This is a genomic window from Parahoeflea alexandrii, from assembly GCF_024105735.1.
GTDB lineage: Bacteria > Pseudomonadota > Alphaproteobacteria > Rhizobiales > Rhizobiaceae > Hoeflea > Hoeflea alexandrii.
Genome location: NZ_JAAAML010000005.1, coordinates 32,959 through 59,710 on the forward strand (window position 1 = coordinate 32,959; position 26,752 = coordinate 59,710).

Consider the following 26,752-nt stretch of genomic DNA (forward strand, 5'->3'; position numbering starts at 1 on the left):
AATGCGACAAGCAAGCCAGTCCGACGCGCGCAAGAAGGATACGCGGGAGAAGATCCAGCTTGGCGGTCTGATCGCCAAGGCGGGGCTTCGCTATGAGAAGCGGGCGCTTGTGCTCGGATTGCTGATCGACGGCGCCAGCCGGATCAAGGCGGACGAAGCGGAGCGGGAACGGCTGACGGCGATCGGAGCGGAGGCGTTTTTAGATGACACCGAGTAAGCTCATTCTTCTGCTTGCGCCCGTCGGCATGATGATCGCCGTCTGCATCGGGTTAAAAGGTTCCGAAGCCTGGTTGGCGCAATTTGGAAATTCGGTTGAGACGCAACAGACGTTTGGGCGGATCGGCATCGCCATACCCTATGGCCTAGCGGCGGGTCTCGGCATCGTTTTCCTGTTTGCAGCGCGCGGAGCAATGGCGATTAGGTTCGCCGGATACGGTGTACTTACCGGTGCGATTGCCGTGATCGCCATTGCCGCGACGCGGGAAACTACACGCCTCAGCGGTTTTGCAGACGCGGTTCCGGCGGGACACAGCCTGCTCGAATATGCCGATCCTTCGACCGGCATCGGCGCAATGCTTTGCTTCGTCGCCGGCATGCTTGCGCTGCGCGTCGCTCTCAATGGTGATGCAGCGTTCGCGACAATGAAGCCGCGGAGGATGACGGGAAAGCGCGCAATCCATGGATCGGCCGACTGGATGTCCGTCGCCGCCGCCAGGAATATGTTCGGTGAGGGTGGAGGCATTGTCCTTGGCGAGGCATATCGCGTCGACCAGGACAGTGTGGCGAGCCAACCATTCCGGGCCGACGTCGAGGATACATGGGGCAATGGCGGGAAGTCATCGCTGCTCTGCTTCGACGCCTCGTTCGGATCGACGCACGGACTGGTCTTTGCCGGATCGGGCGGGTTCAAGACCACTTCGGTAACGATCCCTACTGCGCTCAAATGGGGTGGAGGGCTCGTTGCGCTCGATCCGTCAAACGAGGCCGCGCCCATGGTGATCGATCAGCGGCGGCGTGCTGGACATGAGGTTTTCGTGCTCAGCCCCAGGGACGCCTCGGTCGGGTTCAATGTGCTCGACTGGATCGGCAGGTTCGGCGGTACCAAGGAGGAGGATGTCGTTGCCGTCGCCAGCTGGGTCGTGACCGATACCGGACGTCAGACTTCAATGCGCGACGACTTCTTCCGCGCCTCCGCCCTGCAATTAATAACCGCGCTGATCGCCGACGTCTGCCTGTCAGGGCATACGGAAAAGGAAAACCAGACGCTGCGCCAGATGCGCATGAACCTGTCCGAACCTGAGCCCAAATTGCGCGAGCGATTGCAGAGGATCCACGACAATTCAGAATCCGCATTCGTTCGAGAGAACGTCGCCGCCTTCGTCAACATGACACCGGAAACCTTCTCCGGCGTTTACGCCAACGCGATCAAGGAAACACACTGGCTGAGCTACCCGAACTATGCTGCGCTCGTTTCAGGTTCGAGTTTCTCGACCGATGACATCGCCGGCGGCAAGACCGACATCTTCGTCAACCTCGACCTCAAAACACTGGAGACCCATCCGGGGTTGGCCCGCACCATCATCGGCGCGCTTCTCAACGCCATCTACAACAGAAATGGAGAGATCAAAGGCCGCACCCTGTTCCTGCTCGATGAGGTGGCTCGGCTCGGTTACCTGCGCATTCTGGAAACCGCGCGCGATGCCGGTCGCAAATACGGCATCAGCCTGCTTCTGCTTTTCCAGTCGATCGGCCAGATGCGCGAAACCTATGGTGGGCGGGACGCCGCATCGAAATGGTTCGAAAGCGCCTCATGGGTATCCTTCGCCGCGATCAACGATCCCGAGACCGCCGACTACATCTCGCGACGCTGCGGCAACACCACGGTGGAGGTCGACCAGTTGAGCCGTACATCGCAGATGTCGGGGTCGTCGCGAACGCGCTCCAAGCAATTGGCGGCACGGCCACTGATCCTGCCGGAGGAGGTGCTGCGCATGCGCGGCGACGAACAGATCGTTTTCACGTCGGGTAGTCCGCCGCTCAGATGCGGACGCGCCATCTGGTTTCGGCGCAATGACATGAAAAGCGTCGTTGGCAAGAACCGGTTCCATCGCTGATCGCGAGGAATGCGTATCAACGTTGTGAATCGATTGCCCGGCTTTGATTCACACAACTCATTGGACTTCGTTTGCTGCGTCGAAGAGACTCTTCGCATGCAGACATTCACTCCCGACCAGGTTCATCTTCGTCGCATCGACCCGGCCCAGAATATGCACCGCTTCTACAGCCTGAGCCTTCAGCCCACGCTGTTCGGCGGCGCGTCGCTCATTCGCGACTGGGGAAGGATTGGAAGACGCGGTCAGACGATGATGGAAACATTCGATACGAACGCCGATGCAGGGTCCGCGCTGCACCGTCTTGAGCGTAGCAAAAGGCGCCGCGGATATCGCGATGCGGCAGTACAGCGGCGCTGATAGCTTTGACGCCCACCGATGTTGCGAACAATCAAAAGCACCGGACCGGCGCCGGATATCGCGCGATCTTCTCGTCCACGGTCATCAGGACAATTTCCTCGGCAACGGCCTGCGAAATCAAAATACGATCGAAAGGATCCTTGTGTATGGGAGGAAGCACCAAAAGGCCAATCGCATGTTCACCGGTGATCGCCAGTTCATGATAGCCATTGTCCACCAAACCACGCCTAAGTAATCGTGGATCGACCGCGAAATCCGGGCGTCCCAGGCCTGTCTTGATAGCGACTTCCCAAAGACTCGCCGCGCTAAAGATCAAATCGTTGTCGGAGTTCTCGATTTCGGCACGCGCTTGTGCAGGCAACTGCTCTGGAGCGCTTGCCGCCCACAAAAGAAGATGGGTATCGAGAAGGAACCTCACGCATCGCCTCCAAACATTGCTTCGATGTCTTCGTCACCCATGCAATCGAAGTCATCAGGCACGGTGAACTGACCGGCCATGAAGCCGGTGCGCTTTGTTGCGCCGGGCATCGGTGCATCCAGCGCCATGACCTTTACAAGCGGCTTGCCCGCTTTGGCGATGATGAAGGGTTCGCCCTTCGCGGCCTTCTCTATCAGACGCGACAGGTGTGTCTTGGCCTCGTGGATATTGACGGTGTGCATAGCGGCGCTCCTGCTTAGTCCATTCAACTTAGTTCATATGCAGCCGAAGTTCAACACACCCCATCGCGCGGAAGGCCCCGTCTTGCGACGAGGCCCTCCTCCGGCGGTTAGTCGCGATTGCCGTTCGGGCGGGACCAGATCAGTTGCAGCCCTTCCTGACCGTCCACCTCGATCAGGGTTGCGTAGATCGGAGCAGGGAAGCTCGGATCGTCCAGCTTGACCGAGATGTAATCCCGCTCGGTTCCCTTCGCCTGCTTCTGCCACCCGGCGCCCAGTTCAACTGCACCGGAGAAGATGCGGAATTGTGGGCCGTTCTCGGAAGGGGTTTCGACGCGCTCGAGGCGGGCCTTGACGTTTAGGGCGAGGGTCTTGATCTGACCGGTGAAGCCATTCTTCGCGGTGGTGAAAGTGCCGATGTTTGCCATTGTCTTCATCCTTTCGATGTTTCGGGCCGCGCCTATCGCGGCCTCGATGGCTGTCAGGAGACCGGGAGCGATCGGCGCGCACCCCAAAGGGGGCGGAATGAAATGGAGGACGGCGAGGAGACACTTTCTTGACCCGCGAGGAATTCGAACCGAGTTCGAAGGGGAAGAAAGTTTCGGACCGCCGTTGCGTCATGCCGAGCGAGGCGAAGCCGTTTTCCGGTCAGACATGCCTCAATCGAGACCGCTTTGGGCGGCGCTTTGATGACATTCGAATGGGGATGAAGACCGGAAAATATCATACTCATACCGCAGATGCATAAAGGCATCGGACAGAGGAAAGCGGATCACGAGAATCTTGCGTCATGGTACGAGACCAATCTTCGCCATCTCTGACGGTTAACTTCACAAAGCCGCCCGTTTTGCAATTCGGTAAACGAAAAGGAATAAGTTGACCGATTGCACCGGTAAACCAATTAATATAAGTTTACCGAGGAAAGCAGTGGAGATTGAGATGGCCAATCTGAGTTCCGTGGCGCGATCCGCCTACAGTGATCTCTTGCGTCTCCTCAAAGACGACATGATCGCAAATGTCCACGGTTCCCTCGTCACCAAGAAACGGGGAGACAAGGCCTACTGGTACGCGGCCGAGAAAATTGGGAATGCCGTAAAGTTCTGGTATGTCGGCCCGGACGGGCAGGAAACACGCAGCCGGGTCGACCGAATGAACGAGCTGCGCGCGCAGGCAGCAGAGCGCAGGAAAGAGCGTTCCCGCCTGGCCCGATTATTGCGAGCGGAAGGCATGACGCCGGTCGACCGCGGAACGGGTGGCCTGTTGCTCGCCATGGCCAAGGTCGGAACATTCCGGCTCGGCGGTACACTCATCGGTACGAACGCTTTCCGTTTGATGGAAGGCGAGCTTGGAGCAACCCTCCCCCTTGGGAGCGTAGCCAACACTGGGGATATTGACATCGCGCAATTCGAACGCCTGTCCGTGGCGTTGGAAGACGCGGTAGAGCCTTCGCTTGCGGAGACCTTCTCTGCGCTCAAATTCGATCCTGTTGACGGTCTTGATCGAGACAGTGTCTGGCGGTGGCGCCAAAGTGGGCAAACAGGAATGATGATTGAGTTTCTGACACCCTCCTTTGATGCGGAAGAGGGAATTCGCGATCTCCCTGCACTGGGTGTCAAAGCACGCGCGTTGCATCACTTGAACTACCTGATCTCTGACCCGGTCAACGCGGTTGCACTTTACCGTGATGGTATCCTCGTTCAAATCCCGCGCCCTGAGAAGTTTGCAATCCACAAACTGATCGTAGCAGACCGCCGACGTGACGGCCCCACGTCCTTCAAGGCGGAAAAAGACCGTCAACAGGCAGCGTTTATTGTCTCGACTATGGCCGAGGATCGCCCGTCGGACATATGGGACGCTTATGAGGACGCGATGGCGCGAGGGCCCCGATGGCGTGAGAGGATCGGCCGATCGCTGGATCGTATGCCAGATACGCGCGACATATTGCTTGCCTGCAGGGCGGAGTAAACTCTAAAACAGTTTTCCTCCAACGACTCTGCCGGGGCTTTGTCAGAGGAACGAGTGCCGATCAATGAAGACCCGTTGGGGCATTTCCACTTCGCAAGCTTAGGCGAGCTCCGAAAACTTGTCTGGGGTCGGCGCTCGTTGGGCAGGCTTGAGGATTTGAACAAGGGATGATTTCTGTTCACCTTACCGATTGAGATATTGAGATGAGACTGGGCATTCAACACGGACGCCGGTGCAGGGTCCGCGCTGCACCGTCTTGAGCCCGGCACAGGCAGTTGAAATGACAAAGCGACATGCCTGATGACATGGACAGGGCTCTGCCCTGCGGCGAGGCCGTCGTGCAGAGCGCTCAGTCGCGGTTGCCAGTCGGGCAGGACCAGATCAGCTACAATCCTTCCCGGCCGTCCACCTCGCTCAGGGTTGCGTGGATCGGAGCCGGGAAGCTCGAGACGTCGAGTTTGACCGAAATGCAATCGCGTTCGGTCGCTTAGCCTGCTTCTACCACCCGGCACCAAGCTCAACTACACCGGAAAGGATGCGGTCATTACATATGCAGATCCAGACACGTTTCACGCGGCGTTCGCCAATCGGCCATTCCTCAATCGAGACCGCATTGACAGCTATCGCAGCCGTGAGCTGTGCGCAGGGCTATCAAATGCGTCTCGTTTATTCGCCGAGGCGAAGGAATGACCGGGGAGACGACCCGTCGCGTTCACAAAATTCGCATCATCACTTATGTTAAAGCGGTAGCTCGGTGTACGGCTCAGGTCCATAAACATACTCGAGCGGAATCGCGGGCTGAACCAGCAGCGAGAGGTAGCGTTCCAGCTTGTCCGCACTGTTGCTGGCAGCAAGGCCGTAGAAGTTGCCGCTGTTCCATGTGATGACACAATGCCTGAAGTGAGCGTAGACGGCTTTCGCCATGGCGGCCAGAGTCACTTCACTGTCATGCATGGTCGTGAGCACTTGTCGGGTTTTCCGCTCGATCTCGTCCAGCCCAAAGTATCTCGGTTTGTACCCGAAATCCTTTTGCGCCTCACGAGCCTCATAGTCGCGGCGATCTGCAGCCTGGAACTTCTCCACGAGGAGAAGAATGCCGTCATCCTTGAGATGTCGGGCGACGAAGGCGATTTGCTGGTGCCGGTTTGGTGAGTACATCTGGAAAGTCGTGTCCTCCAGGATTACATCGAAGCCGTCGGCGAATTGTTCCAAGCTTTCCTCTGAACGCATATATGCGTCTGTAAGCCGATGGAAAGGTCCGAGGTAAAACTGGGCATGCGGCGGATTGCCGAAAGCCATGAAGCACTTGTGATTCTCTTCATTCGGGCTGCAGGACAAAGACCGTATTTTCCCCTGACCGAGTTCTGAAATCGTCCGCGCCATGGTGCCTTCGGCAGTGCCGAGGCTGTAGAGCGAGATGTCGCGCGTGCTCTGCTGGGAGTAGCGCAACAGGGCGTGCGCCATTCGACACTCCTCTTCCAGGCGATATGGAATGCTGCCGTGATAGTGCTGGTCAAAAAATCCCTGCCGGCGTGCATGTAGCTCGACGATACGATGCAGGAGATTGTCATTGGGCAGCAGTCGCATATCCACCACCGGTTTGCGGATCGGGACTCCACCCCTGCCGGCCGCGGTCTCTGAAAAGAACCCGGCCAGGTTGTTGAGCCGCGGCGCCCGATCACATTCGGTAAGAAAATCGCTGAAATCCTGCATGATGGAGAACCTCACAAAAAAACAAGACGCGACGTTTCCGGCTGCGTCCCTGAGTATACGCAACGAGTTCCACATATATCCCAGTATCGCCTGGAGTTTCGTCGTAGCCTGAACGCTAATGCGGCGCTTCGCATGCTGCTTTCACGGCTATGCCCGATTGTCACCAAAGTGCCATCATCGCCCAACCTTGGGTTACTTCCCAGTTGCTGAACAACTCATGACCATCTTATAGATAGCCGCCTTGCAACGTTTAGGGAGGCAAAAATTCTTGTCGGAGATGTGTGGCTTCCAGCCCGACGAGGCCCGCCGTTCGCATCGCACCACGATCATTCATCAGCATCTGGACTGGGGAATGGTCCGGGCGGACATGGTCACGCGGACCGGATTGCGACGTCAGGAAACGCGGATCGCCGTCGACGATTATACTTTCCTGATCAACCTGCAGGGCGAAGCCAGGTCCGGTCAGGATTATGTGGATGGCCGCCGCGTCGGATTTTCCCCCCGCAAGGCCGGATCCCTCATCTTCCTGCCTGCCTATAGCGAATGGACTGGTTGGGACGAAGGAGACACGACCGGGTCATACCTGTTCGTGTCCATGGATGCGGATTTCGTTCAACAAACGCTCGGAAACGAGCATCAGGCAGTCTTGCGGCCGGCAATAGGTTTTCGCGACAGTATAATTGAAGCAGCACTTCAAAGGATTGCGACCGAGCTGAAGAACCCGGACCCGACGAGCGCCATGATGGTGGAAAGCCAGGCGGTCCAGATCCTCGTGCAAATGGTCAGACTGAACGATCTAGCCCACGAGCCGGTCAAGGGCGGGTTCTCGCCGTTCGATCTCAAACGGGTTATTGCCTTAATGGAAGAGCGCCTTGCGGACCCGCCCAGCGCTGATGAACTCGCTTCGGGGCTCGGAGTGAGCCGGCGACACTTCTTTCGAGCGTTCAAACAATCGACCGGCAAAACCCCCTCTGGCTACATGGCGGATCTTCGCCTGAAGCGCGCTTTGGACCTACTGACCACCACGGATCGGTCGGCAACCGATATCGCGTTGGAATGCGGGTTTTCGAGTTCGAGCCATTTTGCCTATGCCTTCAAGCGCGTTCATGGCACGGGCCCGTCCGAATATCGCCGAAGGTGGCGAAGCTGATGGCGCGCGCATGGTTGCTTCGCAGTGTATTGGCAAAGTTTCACATCTGCTCAAGCCGGTTGCACCACCGGTCTGGCCACGCCGATCATTCCGCGAGGATGCCGCCGACATCCTCGCCCGATTGTCCGAGGGGTGCGCCGCAGCGCAACAGCTTCAATTGGTTTCTTGCCTGCACATTCGCCTCGGCTTTGGGACGGAACGGTTACCACATTGCATGCGCGTGGATTCTCGTGGCCGAAGGGTTCGGGAGCCCGGCGGTAGCAGTGTATTTCGCCATCATCAGCGTGACCGAGCTGATGGCTAGTCCGCTGGCGGGCTGGATGTCGGATCGTTTGGATCGCCGCCTTTTGTATGTTTTCGCTGACGCCTTTCGCTTTGCGGCGATGCTGACGTTGGGAGCTATCTTGATCGTCGCTGACATGCGCTGGGCAATCTGGGTTTCCGCGGTTGTCTTTGCGAGTTGTGACCGGATAGCGCTTACCGCGTCACAGTCGATGATCCCGAGTGTCACCGCCCACATCAGACTGTCGACGGGCAATTCCATCGCATTTTTTCTGACGCAGGCGGGCAGTCTGTTTGCGGCAGCCTTGACTGGTCTTCTGCTGCACATTTCCACGCCAGCCTGTACTTTCGCGGTGCTGTCGCTGGCCTTTGCACTGTCGGTCGGCCTGATGCTGGCGGTTCGGCAGGAACAGGTCGTATTTCGGCCTGAAGCAACTGGGCCGGCGCCGCGCTTGATATTCGATGCTCAACTTCTTCAGCTCGGCGCTATCTATGCCCTTCTTTACACCGGCGGCGTCCTTGTCAGCGTTATTGGGCCGAGCTTCGTGATTGACGAGCTTCGCGGCACCGCCATTGTTTTCGGTCAACTCGAAAGCGCCTGGTCTGCAGGATCGATTGTCGGCGCACTTCTGCTCATCCCCCTTGTTCGTGCAGCGCGGGTGTCAGTGCTTCAATTCGTGATCCTCGGCCTGACTGCGTGCACCTTCGCTACCCTGAAGATACTGGACCTTCCGTGGTCACTTCTGAGCTTTGCTATCCTTGGAACTCTCTACAATCTCGGCCGCGTCGCTGTCGAAGTCATGCTGCAGTCTCACGTTCCGATAGCAGCTCTTGGCCGGGCAAAAGGCGCTTTGCACAGCGCGGGCGTTTTGCTCGGCGTCATCCTTTTCGGGTTCATAGCCATTGCCGGAAACACGGTGCGACCTTCCAGTGTTTTCCTCGCATATGCGGTCGTCCTGGCCGGTGGAACACTGATCCTGAGCATCTGGCGCGCAGCCGACACCAAAGACGACGCCCGATAAACGAACCGCTCCGCTTCTTCAGACCATCGAGGGCAGCGGACAGGCGCTGCCACCGACAGGGATCCTGACTACGATCATCTTGAACGTGCAGCGCCAGGCAGTTGCACCATCAATGCAATCCGGCGTTTGATTATTTGCTGATCAGATCGTGCATCCGCATCAATTTTCCGCAATCGCAGATCAATCACGCGTGGAATTGTCGGCTGAATGAATAACAGCCGAGAGACCCCGTGGTGAAAACCAATTCCGATGCCCTCCAATCAATGCCGGACCGGAACAACACGACAGCAGCGCTGCAAGTCGTAAATCTGAGAAAACGCTTCGGCCAGCTTGAGGTGATCAAGGGTCTCTCGCTTACCGCAAATCAAGGCGACGTTATCTCCATTCTGGGCAGTAGCGGCTCGGGGAAGAGTACCTTGCTGCGATGTCTCAATTTCCTTGAACCGCCGAACGAGGGCGAAATCTGGATCGGGGGACGGCAAATCCAAGCGCGCGCTGGCGCAACCGGCCAGCGGGAAATCAACGCGCTGCGCATCAATCTCGGCATGGTCTTCCAGACATTCAATCTCTGGCTTCACAAGACCGTGCTCGAGAACATCGTGGAAGCGCCCATTCATGTTCTCGGTCTAAACAAAGCGGAGGCACATCTCCGCGCCGAGGAGCTGTTGCTCAAGGTCGGTCTGGCGGACAAACGCCACGCCTATCCCTCCCAGCTCTCCGGAGGACAGCAACAGCGCATAGCGATCGCGCGCGCGCTGGCCATGGAGCCGGAGATCTTGTTGTTCGACGAGCCCACCTCCGCCCTCGATCCGGAACTGGTGGGCGAGGTGCTGAAAGTGATCCGCGCGCTGGCTGACGAAAGTCGTACCATGCTCATCGTCACCCACGAACTCAACTTTGCCCGGCAGGTATCGAACCGGATCGTCTTCCTCCATGAGGGGCAGATTGAAGAGGAGGGTCCGCCCGACGCCTTCTTTACCAACCCATCGTCTCCACGGGTGAGGCAGTTCCTTTCGTCCCAGCGTGACGGGTATCACCGATGACGTTGCTGCAGGGATTTGGCGACCAGATCGTCGCCGGAGCAATCACGACATTGCAGGTCGCACTGACCAGCCTCGTGCTCGGTATCGCAGTCGGGCTGGGCGGGGCCTTAGCAAAGGTCAGCGGGATCGGCGCTCTGCGGTGGCTTGCAGATAGCTACACAACAATCGTCCGCGGCATTCCCGAGCTCCTGATTATCCTGATCCTGTATTTTGGAGGCACGGTTGCGCTAACCGCGCTTTTGGGCCGGTATGTCGAGGTCGATGCGTTTGCGGCCGGCGTGTTCGCGCTGACGATTGTCTTCGGGGCTTATGCCACGGAGGTGTTCAGAGCCGCATTTCTGGCCGTGCCTCGAAGTCAGATCGAGGCCGCCCATGCGCTTGCGCTGTCGAAAGCTCTTACGTTTCGCCTGGTCATCCTGCCGCAAATGTGGCGCTACGCATTGCCCGGCCTGGGCAACCTCTGGCTGACGCTCCTCAAGGACACCGCGCTGATTTCCGTCGTAGGGCTCGAGGATCTCATGCGCAAGGCCAGCGTGGCGGCCGGCGCGACGCATGATCCGCTGACCTTCTACCTGACCGCCGCAGCCCTCTATCTGACATTCACCTCCGTCTCGCTGGCTGGCCTGGCGCTGCTTGAGCAGCGCGCCGGCCGGGGCGTGCGCATCTCAGAGTAAGAAAGCAACCATGAACTGGTACCTTGTCATTGACGTCATGCCGCGACTGTTGAGCGGCGCTCTCCTGACTTTGCTGCTGGCCGCCCTCTCCGTTCTCGCCGGGCTCCTGATTGCCTTGCCGCTTTCGCTGTTACGGTCATCGTCTTCGGGCATGCTTTCACGCCCGGTCCTCGCTTACACATTTGTGTTCCGCGGCACGCCACTGCTCGTCCAACTGTTTCTGATTTACTACGGCGCGGGTCAGATCGAGTGGATCCGGACCACCCCTGCCTGGACCATTCTCAAAGAGCCGTACTGGTGCGCTCTAATCGCGTTCTCGCTCAACAATGCTGCCTACACCACGGAGATCCTGCGCGGCGGGATACGTGCGGTTCCTGCGGGAGAAGTCGAGGCCGCAAAAGCACTCGGCATGTCGTACTCGTTGCGTACGCGGCGGATCGTGCTGCCGATTGCCTTTCGACTGGCCCTGCCCGCCTATGCCAACGAGGTAGTCCTGATGCTCAAGGCAAGCTCGCTTGCCAGCACTATCACCATCATGGAGCTGACAGGCACGGCACGCAAGATCGTCGCACAGACCTTTTCGCCCTATGAGGTCTTCATTTCCGCGGCCCTCATCTACCTTGCGATCACATTTGTCGTCGTCAGGGCGTTCGCCCGACTGGAGCGTCGTCTTGCGCATCACCTTGAGCGTACCGAGAAGAACAACGGCAAGGATCCGGTGCACAACGACCCCACGCAAGAGCTCGACAGCGATCCGGTGCTGCGTCAGGAGGCGAGATGATGACCCCCTCGTCTTCATCCGGGACCTGTCATCCCGGCCATATCGGCGATCCGGCACTAAGAGGAAGCTGGTATGAAATCGACCTCGGCGCCATCCGCCACAATTACCGGCAGTTGCGGGCGTGCCTTCGGCCCGAGGTCAAGATCTATGCCTGCCTCAAGCGCAATGGCTATGGCTGCGGTGCAGCCGCGGTTGCGGCAGCGCTGGCATCAGAAGGCGCGCATGGCTTTGCGGTCGCCTCGCTACTTGACGCCATATCCATGCGAAACACGGGCATCACGGGCCCGATCCTGCTCTACCCGGGCGCACTACCGACTGCCTGGCCAATGATCGAGGCGCTCGATCTTACCATCAGCATTTCGAGCATCGAGGAACTCGAGCGGTGGCGCGCCCGAAGGTCGAACATCCGCGTCTTCATCAAGGTTGATCTCGGCTTCTTTCGCGCCGGCGCAACTCCGCGTGAGGCTGTCAGACTTCTTGCCCTGGCTTCTGCCTGTCGCGACGTGCGGCTGGAGGGGGTCTATGCCCATCTGAGTGAACTGCCGACATCAAAGCCGTCGGACGCGACCGACCAGTTCACCCGCATGCTCGCGATACTCAAGGAGGCTGGTGCGAGAGGCATCCGCCCCGAAGTGGCGATGATTTCAAGCACGGAGAGCGTGCTCGCCCACCCGGAGATGGACCTCGACGCGGTCGATCCCGGAGCCTTGCTGGTTGGTCTGTCAGAGGCAGCCATTCCGATCCGGCACCTGGCCTTGCGACCGGCGCTCAAGACCATTTCGACGAGCCTCGTCGCTGTGAAGCATGTTGATGCATCGCTTGGCCCAGTCCCGGAAATTCCCGGCTTTTATGCTGGCATGAGGCTGGGTGTCGTGAATTTCGGCTGGGGGGACGGATATCCACGAAAGGTCCCCGACAAAGCCCAGGCTCTCATCGGAGGGAAAAGGGTGAGGCTCCTGCCTCCCGCCCATCTCGAACATCTGCGCGTCGATCTGACCGAGGTTCCGGACGCCCGTTTCGGAGACCAGGTCGTGCTTCTGGGACGACAGTGCGGCGAGGACATAACGCATGAGGAAGTGGCGTCCTTATGGGGAACCGACCTCGTCGGGCTTTACGGCCAGCTACGGGACCATGTGCCACGGATCTACACCTGAAGACAAACCGCAACGGAAGGAAGTGCGATGAAAACACTAAAGCTGATGATGTACACAGTGATCGCCACGGCGATCGTTGCTCTGGCACAGGCTCAGGACAACAGAACGATCAGGATCGCAACAGAAGGCGCCTTTCCGCCCTGGAACGCGGTCGATACATCCGGCAACCCTGTCGGGTTCGACATTGATGTCGGGGCTGCGTTGTGCGAACGCGCCAAGCTTGACTGCGAGTTTCAGACGCAAGCCTGGGACGGGATCATTCCAGGGCTTACCGTGGGAAAATACGATGCGGTCATGGCCGGCATGTCAATTACGGAGAAGCGAAAGCAGGTTATCGCATTCTCCGATCCCTATGCGCTTACATCCAACTATTTTGTCGTTCGCAAGTCACTTGACCTACCCGCCCTGGATGACAGGACAAGGATCGACCTCTCAAGCGAGACCGAGGAAGGCCGGCAGGCGCTCGAAACCCTGCAGGAGAACCTGAAGGGAACCAAAATCGGCGTCCAGGGCTCGACCAACGCCGAAGCCTTTGTCCAGGCGCACTTGAGCGATGAGGTGGAGATCCGCACCTATGACAAGCAGGACAACCTCAATCTCGACCTTGTCGCCGGAAGGATTGACGCGGGACTTGCGGACTTCTCGGTCTGGAAGGCCTTTTTGGAGTCAAAGGACGGCGCTTCTGCCGAGCTCTACGGCCCCCGAATTTCCGGCGGGCTGTTCGGTCCCGGCGTGGGTATCGGCCTGCGAAAAGAGGATACGGCTCTGGCATCGAAGTTCAACACCGCGATAAAGGATATCATCGCCGATGGTACATTGGAGACGATAAGTCTCAAATGGTTCGCCACGGACGTCGTCCCGCAACAGAGCGACAACTGACGAAAAGGCCGCCACGCGAATGCTATCGTGTGGCGGCCTTGGCCATACTGATCCGCTGCAACGCCCGGCCGCGGGCTGCCACAGCAGATCCAGATAGAAGATGTGAAAGCGACGCCCTCACGCGCCACCGCCGCGCCCTGCATGACAATGAAGAGCACCGGAGAAATCAGCATATCGCCGCCGCTCCGGCGGGATTTCGGGAGTTCTCGACACGACACGGGCGGTAACAAGGTCAGCCGCGGGAGCCTCAGCATAGCGCCCGCAGGGGAGGCGGAACCGACTGACCCCGCCCGGGTCGTTCCGTTTGCAGCAGCCATCGTCGCGACAGTCCGAACCCAATCTCGTCAGCACTCCGCTCGCAAAGCAAACCATCCCGAAAATGCCCCGACTTCGGTTCCATCGGCGCAACGGGAATGGTGGTTTGCGTGGGCAGTTTACTGCAGCGGTAAGAGATCCATGATTCCGGATCTGGTGCTGTCCGCGCAACGGCACCTATCTGCAGATAAAAGTCAAAAGAATCTGCTGTCTCGTTTTGACCCTGACACTCCTTGGAAGCTTAGGGCGTTGAACTGGCAAAGCGCTCTGTTGACGGCTGTAATTGTGGTACCAGCGCGATTGACAGGGGGCCGCACATTCTGCGGTACGGCCTAAATCGCGGGTGGCGAGGCCCGTCGCAATGACTGCTTTGCGCCCCAAACCGGTCATCCGCGCAATGGGACCCTAATCCCGAAAGCGGTCATTCGCTTCGCTCCGGGTTGATGTCCTCAAAGGGCGGGAAGCGGACATCTGGTGCGTCGGGAAAATGAATAATATGAGACCGATTGCGGTCAGCTCGCCCCGAGCTTATGTTCCGCATCTGGCCCGCCTTTCGCAATCCCAGACAGCGCCAAGCGACCTAAGTGTGGCTGATACCGCTTTTCTAGGAGGTTGAATATATTGCTATCGAAGAATCGACGTAAGGCAGCTCAAGAGGTAGTTTCGGGCGCATATCCCTCTTTACCAAAGTTCTAAAGCTTTGCTTGCCGCATGCGCCAATTTGATGAAGCTACAGAGCTGGGATTGACCGCGTTATGCAGATCATAACCCATCACGCCTGGAAAAGGATCGCGTTGCGCACAGTGGCTTTCTTGAAAAAGCCCTGCGGACAGAGCTGTCAGGTAAGAGATAGCCTCGGAGGAAGACGGAAACATTCGCACTTTCAAGGCGCGGAGGTTTTTTGTGCATTTCCCAAGAGCGGCAGAATTGCAGCAGCATCGAGAGCACCGGAGCCATTCACATTACAAATAGTTATAGTTCAGGACATCTGGCGAACAGGTTGAAGCAGTAGATCTTGCGGTGAGCACACCTGAAGATGCAGGACAGATGTCATGATCAAGCGTCACGAACGACACTCAAAGTTTACCCGGATTGCACACATAGGCCTGGCGCTGGCGATCATTTCCCAGCTCTTGACCAGCCTGGTCATGGTGCCGCCATCACCACCCAATGACGGCAGCATCCTCTATGAGATCCACGAATATGGCGGTCTTGCCGCGTTTGCGTTCATGCTCCTGTTCTGGATCGTTCTGACCACCCGCCGGATTGGCACTGCCCCGGGTAAGCTGTTTCCGTGGTTCAGCACGCGTCGCTTGATTGCGGTCTGGGAAGACGTCAAGTCGCATTCGCGGTCGCTGGTTCGCCTGCGCCTGCCTTCCTATGATGAAAACGGTCCGCTGGCATCGGCCATTCATGGTCTTGGGCTTCTCCTGATGACCGTGATGGCAGCCACCGGTACCCTCTATTACTTCATTAACACCGGCGATCCCGACGCAGGTGGCCTTGTCGGGGTCTTGATTCTTGTTCATACGACGCTCGCAAACCTGGTCTGGGCATACCTTATCGGCCACATGACCCTGGCAGTTGTCCATCACTTCACCGACAATCTGAGCCTGACGGAGATGTGGTCGTTGCGCGGCGAGGCTTCGCACGCATCGCAAGCGCCCAAACCGTGATGCGTCTTTGCCTTCCGGATGCAGCCTTGCACCTCCTCGGGCAAATTTGACGCTCCCGCCCTCACTGGATACGTTGATCTGGACGCTGCAATTGGTTGCGAATGCCAGGTCAACGTAAGATATCAATGACAAGCAAAGATACTCAGTCGACGGATTCGGTGCAGAATACCAGCCGATTGCTCAAGAACTATGGTTCGCTGCTGGCCAGCTTGCTGCTCTTCGGATTGGGTGCGTTTGCGGTCTACAAGACGCTCCACGGCATTGCGATTGCAGACGTCATAACCCAACTTGATCGTACCTCGCGGACCTCGCTTGCCTTGGCGGTTGCCGCAACAGCCGGCGGTTATCTCGCCTTGGTCGGATATGACTGGTCCGCTCTCCGTTTCATCGGCAGGCAGTTGCCCGTGACAACCGTGGCCCTGGGGTCTTTCACGGCCTATGCGCTGAGCAATTCCATTGGGCTTGCCGTGCTTTCCGGAGGGGCGGTTCGCTACCGCTTCTACCGCGGCCTGGGGCTCTCCCTCGCTGATATCGCCGTCGTCTCGACCTATTGCGCCATGGCGTTCGGAGTTGGGGTAACCCTCGTCGGTTTTGCAGCCCTGGCCTGGCATCCTGCGGCTTTGGAAAGCATCGTACCGCTCGCATCGACATCGATTCGATATGTGTCGATTGCCATATTCACGGTGACTATTGCTCTGGTTCTGTGGGGATCTTTCGCCGGGCGCGCCGTCGGCATTGGCCGGTTTTCTGGCAGTTTTCCGCCTCCGCGTGACATCGGGCTTCAGATCGCGTTCTCGCTTTTCGACATCGTTTTCGCGGCGGCCACGCTTTACCTGCTGCTACCGGCTGAAGCATCCGCAACCATCCATTATTCGACATTTGTCGCCGTATTTGCCGTTGCGGCCGTTGCAGCCGTTCTGAGCCATGTGCCTGGAGGGATCGGCGTTTTCGAGGCTGTGATCCTGGGCGCATTCTCCTCGGTTCCGGATCAGACTGCCGGCATCGCCGCAGCACTCCTCGGCTACAGGTTCGTCTACTACCTCTTGCCGCTGCTCATGGGCGTTCTCATCCTGGTCGTTCTTGAACTCCGGAGCAGGAGAAAGGTGGACGTTTTTCCCATTGGGGCAGCACGGCCCGCACTTTCAGCTACCATGTCGCTGACATCGTTCATTCCCGGACTGGCGGCAGCTTTGACTTTCCTGGCCGGTGCAATACTGGTCCTCAACGGGCTGGTGCCCATCCCGGCATCGATTCTCGATGAGTTGAAGCCTGCCATTCCCGCGGGTCTGTTCGAAGTCTCCAATATCGTCATGGCGATGGCTGGCGGCGTGCTGATCGTCATTGCCAATGGTTTGCGTGCGCAGTCCCGAAGCGCTCTTTATCTGGTCATCGGGATTCTCGGCGTGGCCATCGGGTCGCTTCTCCTCCAAAGACTGGACTATGACCTCGTATTGGCGCTTGCCTTGCTGGCCGGTCTGCTCTGGCTGTCGCGCGGCCATTTTGAGCGAAGAACCCCCATTTCTCTTGCGCAACGGCCGGTCGCATCCTTTGCACTGTGGGCGGCTTTTTCGGTTTGCGTGGCCCTGTTCTTCCTGTTTGCGCATCAGGACGCGGAATACTCGCATTCGAGGTGGTGGCAGTTTGCGTTTGACGCGAACATGCCGCGTGCACTTCGCATGGCGGGCGTGAGCATCTCTGTCTCGCTCATACTGCTGTTGTTCTTTGCCTTGAGACCGAAGCCGGGAAAGCCGTCCGGCGAAACTCCGGATAGTGAAACCCTGTATTCGATCCTGTCGAAGCAGGATGATGCTGATGCGAATTTTGCCTTGACGGGTGACAAGTCGTTCCTCGTTTCGGAGCGGAATGACGCGTTCATCATGTATGGCCAACATGGGCGGAGTTTCGTCGCCCTGGGGTCTCCGGTGGGAGACGGGAAATCGGCTGTCGAGCTTATCGATGCGTTTGTCACGGCCGCAGACCAGGCAAACTGTCGTCCCGCATTCTATCAGATCGCGGACAAAGATCTGGCGCGTTTTGTCGATGCCGGTTTCGTGCCGAGCAAGCTCGGGGAAGAGGCTGTGGTCAACCTCGAGACTTTCACGCTGGACGGTCCGCAACACCGAAGTCTGCGTCAGGCCTATAACCGCTCAATGCGCGCTGGCCTGACACTCGAGATTTCGGCGCCTCCGCATGCGCCAGTCCTGCTGGCCGCGTTGCGGGACATGTCCAATGAGTGGCTGGAAGAGAAGAAGACGCGCGAAAAGGGCTTTTCACTCGGCCGGTTTGACGAGGACTACCTGCAGAATTTTCGGCTTGCCGTCGTCTACGCAGCCGACCGTCCGGTCGCGTTCGCCAATATTTTCGAAACTGCGACCAAGCGACATGCAACGATCGATCTCATGCGCCATCTCTCGAACGCCCCGTCTGGAACGATGGATTTTCTCTTCGTCTCGGTGATGCTGACGCTCAAGGCCGAAGGCTTTGGCGAGTTTTCCTTGGGCATGGCTCCGTTAACCGGCCTGGATGCCACAAGACATCCGCGCATGTGGGATAGAGCCGCGGGGTCGGTGTATCGCTTCGGGGGGCATTTCTACAATTTTGCAGGGCTTCGCGCCTACAAGGACAAGTTCGACCCGACATGGCGCTCCAGATACCTGATGACCTGGGGCGGTATCGACCCGTTGCTGGTGGCAAACGATATCAATGCGATCGTCAGCGGCGGTCTGCGCGGGGCAATCTCGCGCGGCAGACGGGATGGGGCGGCGGAACATCATCGACCAATCAAACGGCAGAACTGACGATGGACAGAAATGTGCAACAGCTTGCGGAACACCTCTTGCAGACCGGGTACGACGACTTGCCAGAGCGGGAGCAGCGCGTCCTGAGACGAATGGCCAAACGGGTTGCAATCTCCCAGGACATCAATGACCTGTTCCATGAGAGGCTGTCCTTTGGCCAGCGATTGGCCGACGGCGTCGCGGCCTTCGGAGGGTCGTGGACCTTCATCATCTTGTTCGGCGTGATCCTGTTCTTTTGGATCGCGATCAATACCGTCGCACTGCCGAACAGGGATGTCTTCGATCCCTATCCTTTCGTGTTCCTCAATCTCGTGCTGTCGATGCTGGCCGCCATGCAGGCGCCCGTAATCATGATGTCGCAGAACCGCCAATCCAACAAGGACAGGCTCGCCGCATCGAACGACTATGAGGTCAACCTGAAGGCTGAGCTCGAAGTGCTGCAACTGCATGAAAAGATGGACCAGATCAGAAACGAACAGCTGTCGGAAATCCTTCGGACACAAGAGGCGCAGTCTGCTCAACTGAACTTGATTCTAAAGCGGCTGGATACGGTGTCCGAGTGATCTCGGCACTTCTAGTCCAGTTGAGTGGTGTAGGCGCGCAGCAGTTTCGCGCCGACCGCGAACCCGGACGCGATGGTTTGCATGGCTTTCGCAACCTTCGGCAACCCTCGTTCCGTCCCGTCCCCGTCGTGGCTCACATAGGATAGCCGGCCAAGCGGCCTGTTGACTGTTTCCAGGGTTATGGTTCCCAACCACAATAGCGTCCGTATCCGGCCGGCAACCTCGGTGGCGCTGTTCCAAACTCTCAGGACCAGTCGATCGTCCCCTGTTTCACCCGGATAGACCAGGCTCAGTGTGGGGAAGCTGCCGGATGCGATCAAAGGCAAAGGCGGTACCTCCGCCTGAGGAGTCGCACCGCTCAGAAACGCAGATACGGACTGAAGGCCCCACGGGCTTGCCTTGCGCCAACCCGATGTCTCCAACGCCTTTTGAAGATCTTCAAGCGGCCCCGCCCATTCCACGGAAAATGGCTCCCTCTTTTCACCGGAAAGGTCGACACGCATCCGGGGATGCCCGATGGTTCCGTTCTGCCACCATTTTGCGAGATCCAGTCTGGAGTGAGGCAGTGCGGCCGCATAGCGTTGCAGATCGGGACCGAGCCTGGAGTTCACGTGCCAGGCACCCGCGGAAGCGAGGACAAGCACGGGGATTGCCGCCAGTATCACGGGGTTCAGCTTTTCAAGCGGGCGGCGGACGAGAGCCAGGGCAAGCAGGGCAAGCCATGCGAGCCCAAACGCCATGCCGCCGACCACGTCGGAAAACCAGTGGGCCCCGAGATAAAGACGCGAGAACGCGATGGTCAGGACCAAGATGCCGGCGATGGCAGGAGCCATGATTGTGAAGCGGCGTCCCGCCTGCCACGCAATCAGGATGGCGATGGCGCCATACAGCACCATGTTCACGGTGCTGTGCCCGCTGGGAAACGAGAAAGCGCTCAAACCATCGTAGAGCCCGTCGACCGGGCGTGCACGATGCATGCCGACCTTGATTGCCGTATTGATCAGCGATGCTCCGGCAACGGCGGCCATGAAATAAATCGAGGCATGTTTTGCCCTCTTCCAGACCAGATAGCCGAGGATGGCCACGGAGACAGCAACAACCACGGCTGTGTCGCCGAGCTCCGTCACGACGACCATTGCGAAGTCGGTCGGAGCAGATCTGAAGCCCTGAAGCAAATTGTAGACTGCCAGGTCCACGTTCACGAGCGGATCGCGTGAAAAGACATCCTCGGCAATACCGAAAAAGACCCATGCGAACGCCACAACCGCACTACAGAGAATCCCGATGGCCCGGATTTCATTGCTGCCTGGGTCGAAAAGTTGCGAGACCATTCGAGAAACCGGGTCATCCTTCTGAGCAAGCCGGATCTGCACATGCGTGGCTGCACGCCGCAGAATGGGTATTCCCTTGCGCACGATCAGACGTATCGCATGGACGAGCAGCCAACCCAGGACCAGCAACGTGAACAGGAGCGCAGCGGCCGGTTTGGCTGCAGCACCAAGGGCGTGGAATGAGGCGCCGAAGAGGACCCCCGGCAGGATATGAGCCGGCGCCCAGATCAGTGCCGACACGATATTGACCGCATAGAAGCGGATGACCGGCATCATCATCGTGCCGGCCAGCAGTGGCACGAATGCGCGGACCCCCGGAATAAAACGCGCGAGAAAGATGCTTCTGAGGCCATATTTCTCGAAAAATCTTTCGCTGCTGCGGATCGACGAGGGATGGCGGGAAAACGGCCAGACAGAGAGGATCTGGCGATGGAAGCGATGGCCGAGCCAGAAGGCAAATCCATCGCCCGCGATCGCCCCGAGTACAGCCGCACCCATCAGCGGCCAGATCACCAGGACTCCGCTCGGAACCAAGGCGCTGAGCGTGATGATAGCTGCCGTCCCCGGGATCAAGGCACCGATGACGGGCAGCGACTCCGACATGGCCAGAAAGAAGACAGCGGTATAGGCAACATGCGGATGAAGGCGAAGAAACTCGACGAGTTGGGCAATCAGAGATGCTAGCATTTGGTCGAACCTGCGGTGACTGAAGGAGGATTGCAAGCCCCGGGGTCATGTTTCGTCGATCGGGATAAACGGAACGATGAACTGCTAGAAAATCTCGGTCAGCCTGCGGTCCAGTCTCGTCCCCTTCCTGTACAGGCCGGTAACCAGGAATGCTGCGAGACTCGCGGTGACGGCCCCGCCGAGAACATCCGTCAGATAATGTGTTCCGACATAGACCCTTGAAAAGCATATTATGCAGGCGACCATGAGGAATGCGCCACCCCAGCGCCTCGACCCCCGAAGCAGGAATGTCACGGCGATTGCCATCGAGGCTGTCGCATGGTCCGATGGAAACGAGAAGTCGGGGTTCGGAGCGATCAGAAGGTGGGTGAGGCCTGCATCGTAGGGCCTAATACGGTGAATGAAGATCAGGATGGCCTGATTGATGGCCAGTCCGAGCAGGAAAGCCATCCCCGAGGATATGAGCGTGTGGCGAACCCCCGGCCGGTCATCCTTCCTCCACCATTGCAAGGCGACAGCCAGGACCATGATCGGCACCCCGGCCTTCGTCAGATCGACAAGAAACATGTCGAGCAGCGACGACGTGCCGGCAAGATGATTGATCGCTCGCGTGAGCATGATGTCGTAGTGATGCATCGGAACACTGTCCTGGAAAATTGGGTCTCCGGAGCATCAATGTTGATGCTCCGGAGGCTGTGAGGGGGATGATCGCCGACAGATCTATTGCTGATAGGCTTCGATCGTTTCCGGCTTCCGGGTCACGGTCATGTAGATGACGATCAGCGAGATCGCTGCGAGAAAGCCGACGCTGGTGGCGATCGTACCGAAACCCATGCCGCCGAATTCCTTCGGTTGCGAGAGCAGGTCACCGAACGATGCACCCAGGGGCCGCGTGAGGATGTAGACGAGCCAGAAGCCGAGGATCGAATTCAGGCCCAGGAAGAAATAACCGAGGCTGAGCGAAGCGATGACCATGCCGAAAAGGACTCCGGCACTGCCATAACCGAGGCCGAAGCGTTCCGAGACAAGGTCGCCGGCCGCCGTGCCCAGGGCAAAGGTGAAGAGAATTGCCAGCCAGTAGAATGTTTCACGCCGGTTGGTGTAGATCGAGTGAATGGAGAGCGTCTTCTCGGAAGCGTACCACATTGCAAACGTGCCAATGAGGGCGGCGGTGAATATCCCGGTTGTGACTTCCAGCGGCACGCCGAAATTATCGACGAGATTATCCGTGATCAGCGTTCCGACGACACTGATCAGGACGACCGAAAGCCAGTAGGCCCAGGGTACGTAGCGCTGTTGTCCGAACTGCGTGAAAAGTGCGGCGACCAGGATGGAAGCCATGATGACTGAAGTGGCCGTCAGGCCCAGGCCGAGGTTGACGGCGAGATAGTCGGCGGCAGTCTCACCCATGGTGACCGCCAGCAGTTTGATGATCCAGAAATCGGCTGTTACTTGCGGTACGCGGTTTTCGAGAACGGTGGGTTCCATCGAAGTGTTCCTTTGTAATCTTGTATAGGGCGCGGTTATTGATTGAGCACTGCGAGGCCTTGTGCAGAGAATGCATCGGCTCGCTGGTCATCGTCGGCGTTGCAGCGTTCAAGGGCCTTAGTGAGGAAGTCCGCGGCCTTTGCCTTGCTTTCTGAAGAGATGCCGGCCTTCGCGGAAGCGGTCTTCAACTGTCCGATCAGGTCTTCGCAAGGGATCGGGTGACCGTTCAAATCGGTCACTGCTATTCCCTTGATAAAGGATTGTGTTCCAGCGGCGCCGCCGCCTATTCCCGAGCTGTCGAGGCTGGTTTGCAGATCGGCAAGAGCCACGTTGACCTTGTCCGCGCTGGGAGTTCCCTGGCGAAGCGATTTGAACACCGCGTCAGCTGCGGCATCGACATTGCCCCATGCCACAGTATCGATCGATCGCATGCGCGTTGCGTTGTCGTCCCATTCTTTTTCGAAGTCGGTTGCGCGCTTTTCCGCAGCCGTGAAGTCACCGGTGGCTGCGATCTTCTGAACATCGGTGGTGATCACCTTGTAGCTTGAAAGATCGCCGAGGCCCTGGCTCTGTGTCTGGGCCTGGGTTTGCGTGTCTGGTGCGGCGGGCGCGAAAAGGATCTCATAGGATGAGAACGCGGCGACCGGTACCGCAATCAATACGGTTGCGAGAAGGAATTGTTTCATTTTTGGCAGCTCCAGATTTGCGCCGGAAACATGGCCGCCGGCGCATTGTGATCGGTATCCGGTCAATCCGGCGACCGGTCGCTGGGAAAACGCCGGCTGCGGAAGACCGATGTCGCTGCTTGTAGGATGCGCGGAATACAGGTGCCTTTCGGCAAACATACGGATTTGTAAGCTTCGGGGCCGGGTGCGCTGGAGGTTGCCTTCAAATCGCCTTGTAGAATACCGATTTGTAAGTTCCCGGCCAAAGGGCGGTAATTACCACCACCCATCTTCTCCTTACGCGATTGGCATGGTGCCGATCCGTTCAAAGGAGAAAGACCATGAAAAAGAAAATGATCATTGCCGCTTCCATGCTGGCTGCCGGTCTGGGCGCCGCTGGAGCCACTTCGGCCCTGGCGGCTGGCGACGGCGGTACCGCCGATCAGATGGAAATCCAGGCACTTGGCTCGGTCAAGTTGTCCATGGTTGATGCAATCAAGGCAGCAGAAGCCGCACAGCCCGGCAAGACCGCCGAGACCCAGTTCGATCTCGAAAACGGGATGCCTGCCTACGAGATTACCGTCATCGCCGCCGATGGTACCGAGCACAACCTGATGGTCGATGCCAATACCGGCAAGGTCGAAAAGCTGGCCGCCAACGAAGACAAGGCCGGCCAGGATGGCGACGGTCACGAAGACGGTGAAGCCGAAGACGGCGACAACGGCTGATCGTCGTATCGGTGCTTGAAAGTCCGCCCGGCAAATGCCGGGCGGCGTGCCGTGGGAGCCGAAATGGTTCAACCGAGGTAACTAGACGATACCCAGAACAGCCGTCGTCAGAACCGAAAGCCAGATGATGACAATGACAAATGCGGCCAATTTGCCTCCCGTGAGCCTGGGTGCATTTCCGCGCTTGGCGGCAGCGAGGCTCTCTGACCAGATATCGCGTGGCGTTATTCGGACGCAGAGCATGATCAGGAGGGGCAGCAGGATCAGGTCGTCCGCATAGCCGACGATCGGAATGAAATCCGGAACAAGATCGATCGGGCTGATCGCGTAAGCGACGGTAATGAGCGCCAGCCACTTCGGCAGAGCCGGCATGCGTTCATCGCGTGCAGACAGGTAAAGCGCAAGGATGTTGTCCTTGACAGTCTTCGCCCACGACCTGAGCTTGGAAAGGGTCAGCATTTCTCCGGAACCCCGCAATGGGCACGACCTCCATGGGAGCACCCGTGCCCGCATTCTCCGTCAGTGTTTCTTTACAAAAATGTATAAATTCCGGAAGCTCCTGGAAATGATGTGAGGTTAGTTTCCGGGAAAACAGAAACGAGATGACAGGCTCCCATGCGCATTATCGTAATCGAGGACGATGAAAAGACGGCCAGCTTTATCGCAAGGGGGCTGACCGAATCCGGCCATGTCTGCGATGTCTTCCACAATGGCCATGACGGCCTGTTCCAGGCGACCCAGGACAAGGACAATTACGATGTGATGATTGTCGACCGGATGCTTCCCGGTCTCGACGGCCTGTCGATCGTGCGGGCCGCCAGGGCTGCAAAGGTCCGAACACCCGTCATCTTCCTGACAGCCATGGGGGGCGTGGACGACCGCGTGGAAGGGCTGGAAGCAGGCGGAGACGACTATCTCGTGAAGCCATTCGCCTTTTCCGAATTGCTGGCAAGATTGAATGCGCTAGCGCGCCGGCCGCCGGTCCAGGAACAGCAGACCGTTCTCAAGATCATGGATCTCGAACTCGATCTGGTCAGACGGCAGGCGCGCCGGGGAGGCCAAATCATCGATCTTCAACCGCGGGAGTTTCTGCTTCTGGAGGTGTTGATGCGCGCCGAAGGCAGGGTGCTCACGAGAACCATGCTCTTGGAGAAGGTCTGGGACCTGCATTTCGATCCGCAGACAAGTGTCGTCGAGACCCACATCAGCCGGCTGAGGGCAAAGATCGACAAACCGTTCGAGCTGCCCCTGCTTCATACCGTGCGCAACACTGGGTACAGCATTCATGCACCGCGCTAGAATGTTCCGGAGTACGCCGTTCCGCCTCGCTTTCGCCTTCGGCTCGCTGTTTGTCGTCACGACGCTGATCGTGTTTGCCGTCACCTACTTTCTGTTGCGGGCGGAAATCTACTCCTGGCTCGATACATCGGTCACCGAAACTTTTTCGGTGATCGAATCGAGCTATTCCCCGGGAGACGTGGAAGATCTGATCGGTACGATGGAATCCTTCAGCCGGCTGGACAATGGCGACCGCCGGGTCTTCTATCTCGGCTCGCCCGATGGCAATCGTCTGGCCGGAGACCTCAAGACCTATCTGCCCGTCGAGGGGCTAAGCACCGTATCCGCGGCCGAACTGGGTTTGGACAGCGAGGAAAGTTTCAGGGTCATCTCGGGTAAGGTCGACGGAACCAATCTCCTCGTGGGCCAGAGCCTGGAGGCAACGGAAGACCTTACGCAGATCCTGCTCATCAACTTCGGCTGGATGCTGGTGTTCACATTGATAATTGCTGCGATCTCCGGGGCCTATCTGACGAGACGTGCCCAGGCGCGCATCGATGCGATTGCGCAGACCATGGAAGATGTATCCGGCGGCGACATGTCGAAACGCATCGAGCTTGGCGGTTCGGGGGACGACATCGATGTCATTTCCGGCCAGATCAATGCGGCCCTCGATCGCATATCCGACCTTATGGAGGGAATGCGTCAGGTCAGTGCAGACATTGCCCATGACCTCAAAACCCCGTTGAACCGGCTGAAGCTGATCCTGGAGGAGGCAGTTCTGCAGGATGACCATGGCAAGCCGGTCAGCGGCCAGTTGCAGGAGGCCCTTCAGGAAAGCGATCAGATCAACGCAACTTTTCAGGCGCTGCTTCGCATCTCGCAGATCGAGGCCGGAACGCGCCGGCTTCGTTTCGCCGAAGTCGACATGAAGGACATCTTCGCGACCGTTGCGGAGATCTATGCAGATGTTGCCGAGGACAACGGGCAATTGCTCTCCTTCGACTTGTCCGGGACACCATCCTGCCCGCTTGAAGGAGACAGGGAACTGTTGACCCAGTTGGTCATCAATCTTGTCGAAAACGCGATGAACCATTGCCCGCCGAGAACGGAAATCAGACTGTCGCTAAACACGGAAAAAGGCGGTTGTACCGCGATCGTCTCGGACAATGGCCCTGGGATTCCCGAGGACGAGCGCGAAAAGATCTTCCGCCGGCTTTATCGCCTCGACAAGAGCCGCAACACACAAGGTCACGGTCTCGGTCTGAGCCTCGTCAAGGCGATTGCCGATCTGCATGACATGACCATCCGGGTCGAAGACAATCAGCCCGGCGCGAAATTCGTGCTGTCCTGGAGCGCGTGAGGTGCCTCGTCGGAGGACGGCGGAACTGACCTTCGGCCAAAAGCCTGCAGCCGCAGAGGTGAAAGGAAG

Annotated in this window: 26 protein-coding genes and 1 pseudogene; 17 read left to right on the forward strand and 10 right to left on the reverse strand. The window is 58.3% G+C overall.

Features of this window, described 5'->3' with window-relative positions:
- Position 1 precedes the first annotated feature (1 nt).
- The 3 genes from traD (at position 2) to GTW23_RS22145 (ending at position 2,471) form a co-directional block, all read left to right on the forward strand.
- Positions 2–217, forward strand: a complete 216-nt coding sequence (gene traD, locus GTW23_RS22135) for a type IV conjugative transfer system coupling protein TraD (RefSeq protein ID WP_252917518.1) — start codon at positions 2–4, stop codon at positions 215–217.
- A complete protein-coding gene (gene traG, locus GTW23_RS22140; RefSeq protein WP_252917519.1) occupies positions 204–2,114 on the forward strand; it encodes a Ti-type conjugative transfer system protein TraG in 1,911 nt (636 codons plus the stop codon). The genes traD and traG overlap by 14 nt, the downstream gene beginning before the upstream one ends.
- 96 nt (positions 2,115–2,210) lie before the next feature.
- Positions 2,211–2,471: a WGR domain-containing protein gene (locus GTW23_RS22145; RefSeq protein ID WP_252917520.1), complete on the forward strand. Its 261-nt coding sequence runs from the start codon at positions 2,211–2,213 to the stop codon at positions 2,469–2,471.
- A 31-nt stretch (positions 2,472–2,502) separates the two neighbouring features.
- Here GTW23_RS22145 and GTW23_RS22150 read toward each other — a convergent pair whose 3' ends face one another.
- The 3 genes from GTW23_RS22150 to GTW23_RS22160 form a co-directional block, all read right to left on the reverse strand.
- A complete protein-coding gene (locus GTW23_RS22150; protein ID WP_252917521.1) occupies positions 2,503–2,889 on the reverse strand; it encodes a type II toxin-antitoxin system VapC family toxin in 387 nt (128 codons plus the stop codon).
- Positions 2,886–3,131 carry a type II toxin-antitoxin system Phd/YefM family antitoxin gene (locus GTW23_RS22155; RefSeq protein WP_252917522.1) on the reverse strand — a complete coding sequence of 82 codons (246 nt, stop codon included), beginning with the start codon at positions 3,129–3,131 and terminating at the stop codon, positions 2,886–2,888. Before GTW23_RS22155 ends, GTW23_RS22150 begins: the two co-directional genes overlap by 4 nt.
- A gap of 107 nt (positions 3,132–3,238) precedes the next feature.
- Positions 3,239–3,556 carry a DUF736 domain-containing protein gene (locus tag GTW23_RS22160; protein WP_035522475.1) on the reverse strand — a complete coding sequence of 106 codons (318 nt, stop codon included), beginning with the start codon at positions 3,554–3,556 and terminating at the stop codon, positions 3,239–3,241.
- 511 nt (positions 3,557–4,067) lie between these two features.
- Here GTW23_RS22160 and GTW23_RS22165 point away from each other — a divergent pair.
- On the forward strand, positions 4,068–5,093 hold the full coding sequence (locus GTW23_RS22165; RefSeq protein WP_252917523.1) for a nucleotidyltransferase family protein: 1,026 nt from the start codon (positions 4,068–4,070) through the stop codon (positions 5,091–5,093).
- Between the two features lie 385 nt (positions 5,094–5,478).
- Here the strand turns inward: GTW23_RS22165 and GTW23_RS22170 are convergent.
- Positions 5,479–5,633, reverse strand: a pseudogene (locus GTW23_RS22170) (DUF736 family protein); the annotation flags it as partial.
- Positions 5,634–5,831: 198 nt separating this feature from the next.
- The gene (locus GTW23_RS22175) at positions 5,832–6,806 is read right to left on the reverse strand and encodes a class I SAM-dependent methyltransferase (protein ID WP_252917524.1); all 975 of its coding nucleotides are present in this window, start codon (positions 6,804–6,806) and stop codon (positions 5,832–5,834) included.
- A 277-nt stretch (positions 6,807–7,083) separates the two neighbouring features.
- On the opposite strand from GTW23_RS22175, the gene GTW23_RS22180 reads away from it, so the two are divergent.
- The 10 genes from GTW23_RS22180 to GTW23_RS22225 all read left to right on the forward strand — a co-directional run bounded on the left by GTW23_RS22180 (position 7,084) and on the right by GTW23_RS22225 (position 19,143).
- Positions 7,084–7,956, forward strand: coding sequence for a helix-turn-helix domain-containing protein (locus GTW23_RS22180; protein ID WP_252917619.1), 873 nt, complete (start codon positions 7,084–7,086; stop codon positions 7,954–7,956).
- Complete coding sequence (locus tag GTW23_RS22185) at positions 7,944–9,260, forward strand: MFS transporter (protein WP_252917525.1); 1,317 nt, start codon at positions 7,944–7,946, stop codon at positions 9,258–9,260. The genes GTW23_RS22180 and GTW23_RS22185 overlap by 13 nt, the downstream gene beginning before the upstream one ends.
- Before the next feature lie 263 nt (positions 9,261–9,523).
- A complete protein-coding gene (locus tag GTW23_RS22190) occupies positions 9,524–10,303 on the forward strand; it encodes an ABC transporter ATP-binding protein (protein ID WP_252917620.1) in 780 nt (259 codons plus the stop codon).
- Positions 10,300–10,977, forward strand: coding sequence for an ABC transporter permease (locus GTW23_RS22195; RefSeq protein ID WP_252917526.1), 678 nt, complete (start codon positions 10,300–10,302; stop codon positions 10,975–10,977). The genes GTW23_RS22190 and GTW23_RS22195 overlap by 4 nt, the downstream gene beginning before the upstream one ends.
- A gap of 10 nt (positions 10,978–10,987) precedes the next feature.
- Positions 10,988–11,758, forward strand: a complete 771-nt coding sequence (locus tag GTW23_RS22200; protein WP_252917527.1) for an ABC transporter permease — start codon at positions 10,988–10,990, stop codon at positions 11,756–11,758.
- Positions 11,755–12,912 (forward strand): alanine racemase, encoded by a 1,158-nt coding sequence (gene alr / locus GTW23_RS22205; RefSeq protein WP_252917528.1) that lies wholly within the window; start codon positions 11,755–11,757, stop codon positions 12,910–12,912. Before GTW23_RS22200 ends, alr begins: the two co-directional genes overlap by 4 nt.
- 27 nt (positions 12,913–12,939) lie before the next feature.
- On the forward strand, positions 12,940–13,791 hold the full coding sequence (locus tag GTW23_RS22210) for a transporter substrate-binding domain-containing protein (RefSeq protein ID WP_252917529.1): 852 nt from the start codon (positions 12,940–12,942) through the stop codon (positions 13,789–13,791).
- Between the two features lie 1,367 nt (positions 13,792–15,158).
- On the forward strand, positions 15,159–15,782 hold the full coding sequence (locus GTW23_RS22215; RefSeq protein ID WP_252917530.1) for a cytochrome b/b6 domain-containing protein: 624 nt from the start codon (positions 15,159–15,161) through the stop codon (positions 15,780–15,782).
- A 125-nt stretch (positions 15,783–15,907) separates the two neighbouring features.
- Entirely contained in the window at positions 15,908–18,580 is a 2,673-nt protein-coding gene (mprF, locus tag GTW23_RS22220; RefSeq protein WP_252917531.1) for a bifunctional lysylphosphatidylglycerol flippase/synthetase MprF, read from the forward strand.
- A gap of 14 nt (positions 18,581–18,594) precedes the next feature.
- Positions 18,595–19,143, forward strand: coding sequence for a DUF1003 domain-containing protein (locus tag GTW23_RS22225; RefSeq protein WP_252917532.1), 549 nt, complete (start codon positions 18,595–18,597; stop codon positions 19,141–19,143).
- 11 nt (positions 19,144–19,154) lie between these two features.
- On the opposite strand, the gene GTW23_RS22230 is transcribed toward GTW23_RS22225, so the two are convergent.
- The 4 genes from GTW23_RS22230 to GTW23_RS22245 form a co-directional block, all read right to left on the reverse strand.
- A complete protein-coding gene (locus GTW23_RS22230) occupies positions 19,155–21,161 on the reverse strand; it encodes a bifunctional DedA family/phosphatase PAP2 family protein (RefSeq protein WP_252917533.1) in 2,007 nt (668 codons plus the stop codon).
- An 84-nt stretch (positions 21,162–21,245) separates the two neighbouring features.
- Positions 21,246–21,797 carry a phosphatase PAP2 family protein gene (locus GTW23_RS22235; protein ID WP_252917534.1) on the reverse strand — a complete coding sequence of 184 codons (552 nt, stop codon included), beginning with the start codon at positions 21,795–21,797 and terminating at the stop codon, positions 21,246–21,248.
- Between the two features lie 84 nt (positions 21,798–21,881).
- On the reverse strand, positions 21,882–22,649 hold the full coding sequence (locus tag GTW23_RS22240; protein WP_252917535.1) for a COG4705 family protein: 768 nt from the start codon (positions 22,647–22,649) through the stop codon (positions 21,882–21,884).
- 35 nt (positions 22,650–22,684) lie between these two features.
- Complete coding sequence (locus GTW23_RS22245; protein ID WP_252917536.1) at positions 22,685–23,185, reverse strand: hypothetical protein; 501 nt, start codon at positions 23,183–23,185, stop codon at positions 22,685–22,687.
- A gap of 470 nt (positions 23,186–23,655) precedes the next feature.
- On the opposite strand from GTW23_RS22245, the gene GTW23_RS22250 reads away from it, so the two are divergent.
- Positions 23,656–24,042: a PepSY domain-containing protein gene (locus GTW23_RS22250; RefSeq protein WP_252917537.1), complete on the forward strand. Its 387-nt coding sequence runs from the start codon at positions 23,656–23,658 to the stop codon at positions 24,040–24,042.
- A gap of 81 nt (positions 24,043–24,123) precedes the next feature.
- Here the strand turns inward: GTW23_RS22250 and GTW23_RS22255 are convergent, their stop codons facing one another.
- Entirely contained in the window at positions 24,124–24,501 is a 378-nt protein-coding gene (locus tag GTW23_RS22255; protein WP_252917538.1) for a YkvA family protein, read from the reverse strand.
- Between the two features lie 156 nt (positions 24,502–24,657).
- On the opposite strand from GTW23_RS22255, the gene GTW23_RS22260 reads away from it, so the two are divergent.
- Positions 24,658–25,341, forward strand: coding sequence for a winged helix-turn-helix domain-containing protein (locus GTW23_RS22260; protein WP_252917539.1), 684 nt, complete (start codon positions 24,658–24,660; stop codon positions 25,339–25,341).
- On the forward strand, positions 25,328–26,683 hold the full coding sequence (locus GTW23_RS22265) for a sensor histidine kinase (protein ID WP_252917540.1): 1,356 nt from the start codon (positions 25,328–25,330) through the stop codon (positions 26,681–26,683). Before GTW23_RS22260 ends, GTW23_RS22265 begins: the two co-directional genes overlap by 14 nt.
- Positions 26,684–26,752: the final 69 nt, after the last annotated feature.

Bases quoted from the DNA above. Each gene is read 5' to 3' on its own strand.
- traD (WP_252917518.1), top strand. From the start codon at position 2: ATGCGACAAGCAAGCCAGTCCGACGCGCGCAAGAAGGATACGCGGGAG.
- GTW23_RS22175 (WP_252917524.1), bottom strand. From the start codon at position 6,806: ATGCAGGATTTCAGCGATTTTCTTACCGAATGTGATCGGGCGCCGCGG.
- GTW23_RS22240 (WP_252917535.1), bottom strand. From the start codon at position 22,649: ATGGAACCCACCGTTCTCGAAAACCGCGTACCGCAAGTAACAGCCGAT.
- GTW23_RS22145 (WP_252917520.1), top strand. From the start codon at position 2,211: ATGCAGACATTCACTCCCGACCAGGTTCATCTTCGTCGCATCGACCCG.
- mprF (WP_252917531.1), top strand. From the start codon at position 15,908: ATGACAAGCAAAGATACTCAGTCGACGGATTCGGTGCAGAATACCAGC.
- GTW23_RS22160 (WP_035522475.1), bottom strand. From the start codon at position 3,556: ATGGCAAACATCGGCACTTTCACCACCGCGAAGAATGGCTTCACCGGT.
- GTW23_RS22195 (WP_252917526.1), top strand. From the start codon at position 10,300: ATGACGTTGCTGCAGGGATTTGGCGACCAGATCGTCGCCGGAGCAATC.
- GTW23_RS22235 (WP_252917534.1), bottom strand. From the start codon at position 21,797: ATGCATCACTACGACATCATGCTCACGCGAGCGATCAATCATCTTGCC.
- GTW23_RS22255 (WP_252917538.1), bottom strand. From the start codon at position 24,501: ATGCTGACCCTTTCCAAGCTCAGGTCGTGGGCGAAGACTGTCAAGGAC.
- GTW23_RS22155 (WP_252917522.1), bottom strand. From the start codon at position 3,131: ATGCACACCGTCAATATCCACGAGGCCAAGACACACCTGTCGCGTCTG.
- GTW23_RS22230 (WP_252917533.1), bottom strand. From the start codon at position 21,161: ATGCTAGCATCTCTGATTGCCCAACTCGTCGAGTTTCTTCGCCTTCAT.
- GTW23_RS22210 (WP_252917529.1), top strand. From the start codon at position 12,940: ATGAAAACACTAAAGCTGATGATGTACACAGTGATCGCCACGGCGATC.
- traG (WP_252917519.1), top strand. From the start codon at position 204: ATGACACCGAGTAAGCTCATTCTTCTGCTTGCGCCCGTCGGCATGATG.
- GTW23_RS22165 (WP_252917523.1), top strand. From the start codon at position 4,068: ATGGCCAATCTGAGTTCCGTGGCGCGATCCGCCTACAGTGATCTCTTG.
- GTW23_RS22180 (WP_252917619.1), top strand. From the start codon at position 7,084: ATGTGTGGCTTCCAGCCCGACGAGGCCCGCCGTTCGCATCGCACCACG.
- GTW23_RS22250 (WP_252917537.1), top strand. From the start codon at position 23,656: ATGAAAAAGAAAATGATCATTGCCGCTTCCATGCTGGCTGCCGGTCTG.
- GTW23_RS22215 (WP_252917530.1), top strand. From the start codon at position 15,159: ATGATCAAGCGTCACGAACGACACTCAAAGTTTACCCGGATTGCACAC.
- GTW23_RS22200 (WP_252917527.1), top strand. From the start codon at position 10,988: ATGAACTGGTACCTTGTCATTGACGTCATGCCGCGACTGTTGAGCGGC.
- GTW23_RS22190 (WP_252917620.1), top strand. From the start codon at position 9,524: ATGCCGGACCGGAACAACACGACAGCAGCGCTGCAAGTCGTAAATCTG.
- GTW23_RS22260 (WP_252917539.1), top strand. From the start codon at position 24,658: ATGCGCATTATCGTAATCGAGGACGATGAAAAGACGGCCAGCTTTATC.
- alr (WP_252917528.1), top strand. From the start codon at position 11,755: ATGATGACCCCCTCGTCTTCATCCGGGACCTGTCATCCCGGCCATATC.
- GTW23_RS22265 (WP_252917540.1), top strand. From the start codon at position 25,328: ATGCACCGCGCTAGAATGTTCCGGAGTACGCCGTTCCGCCTCGCTTTC.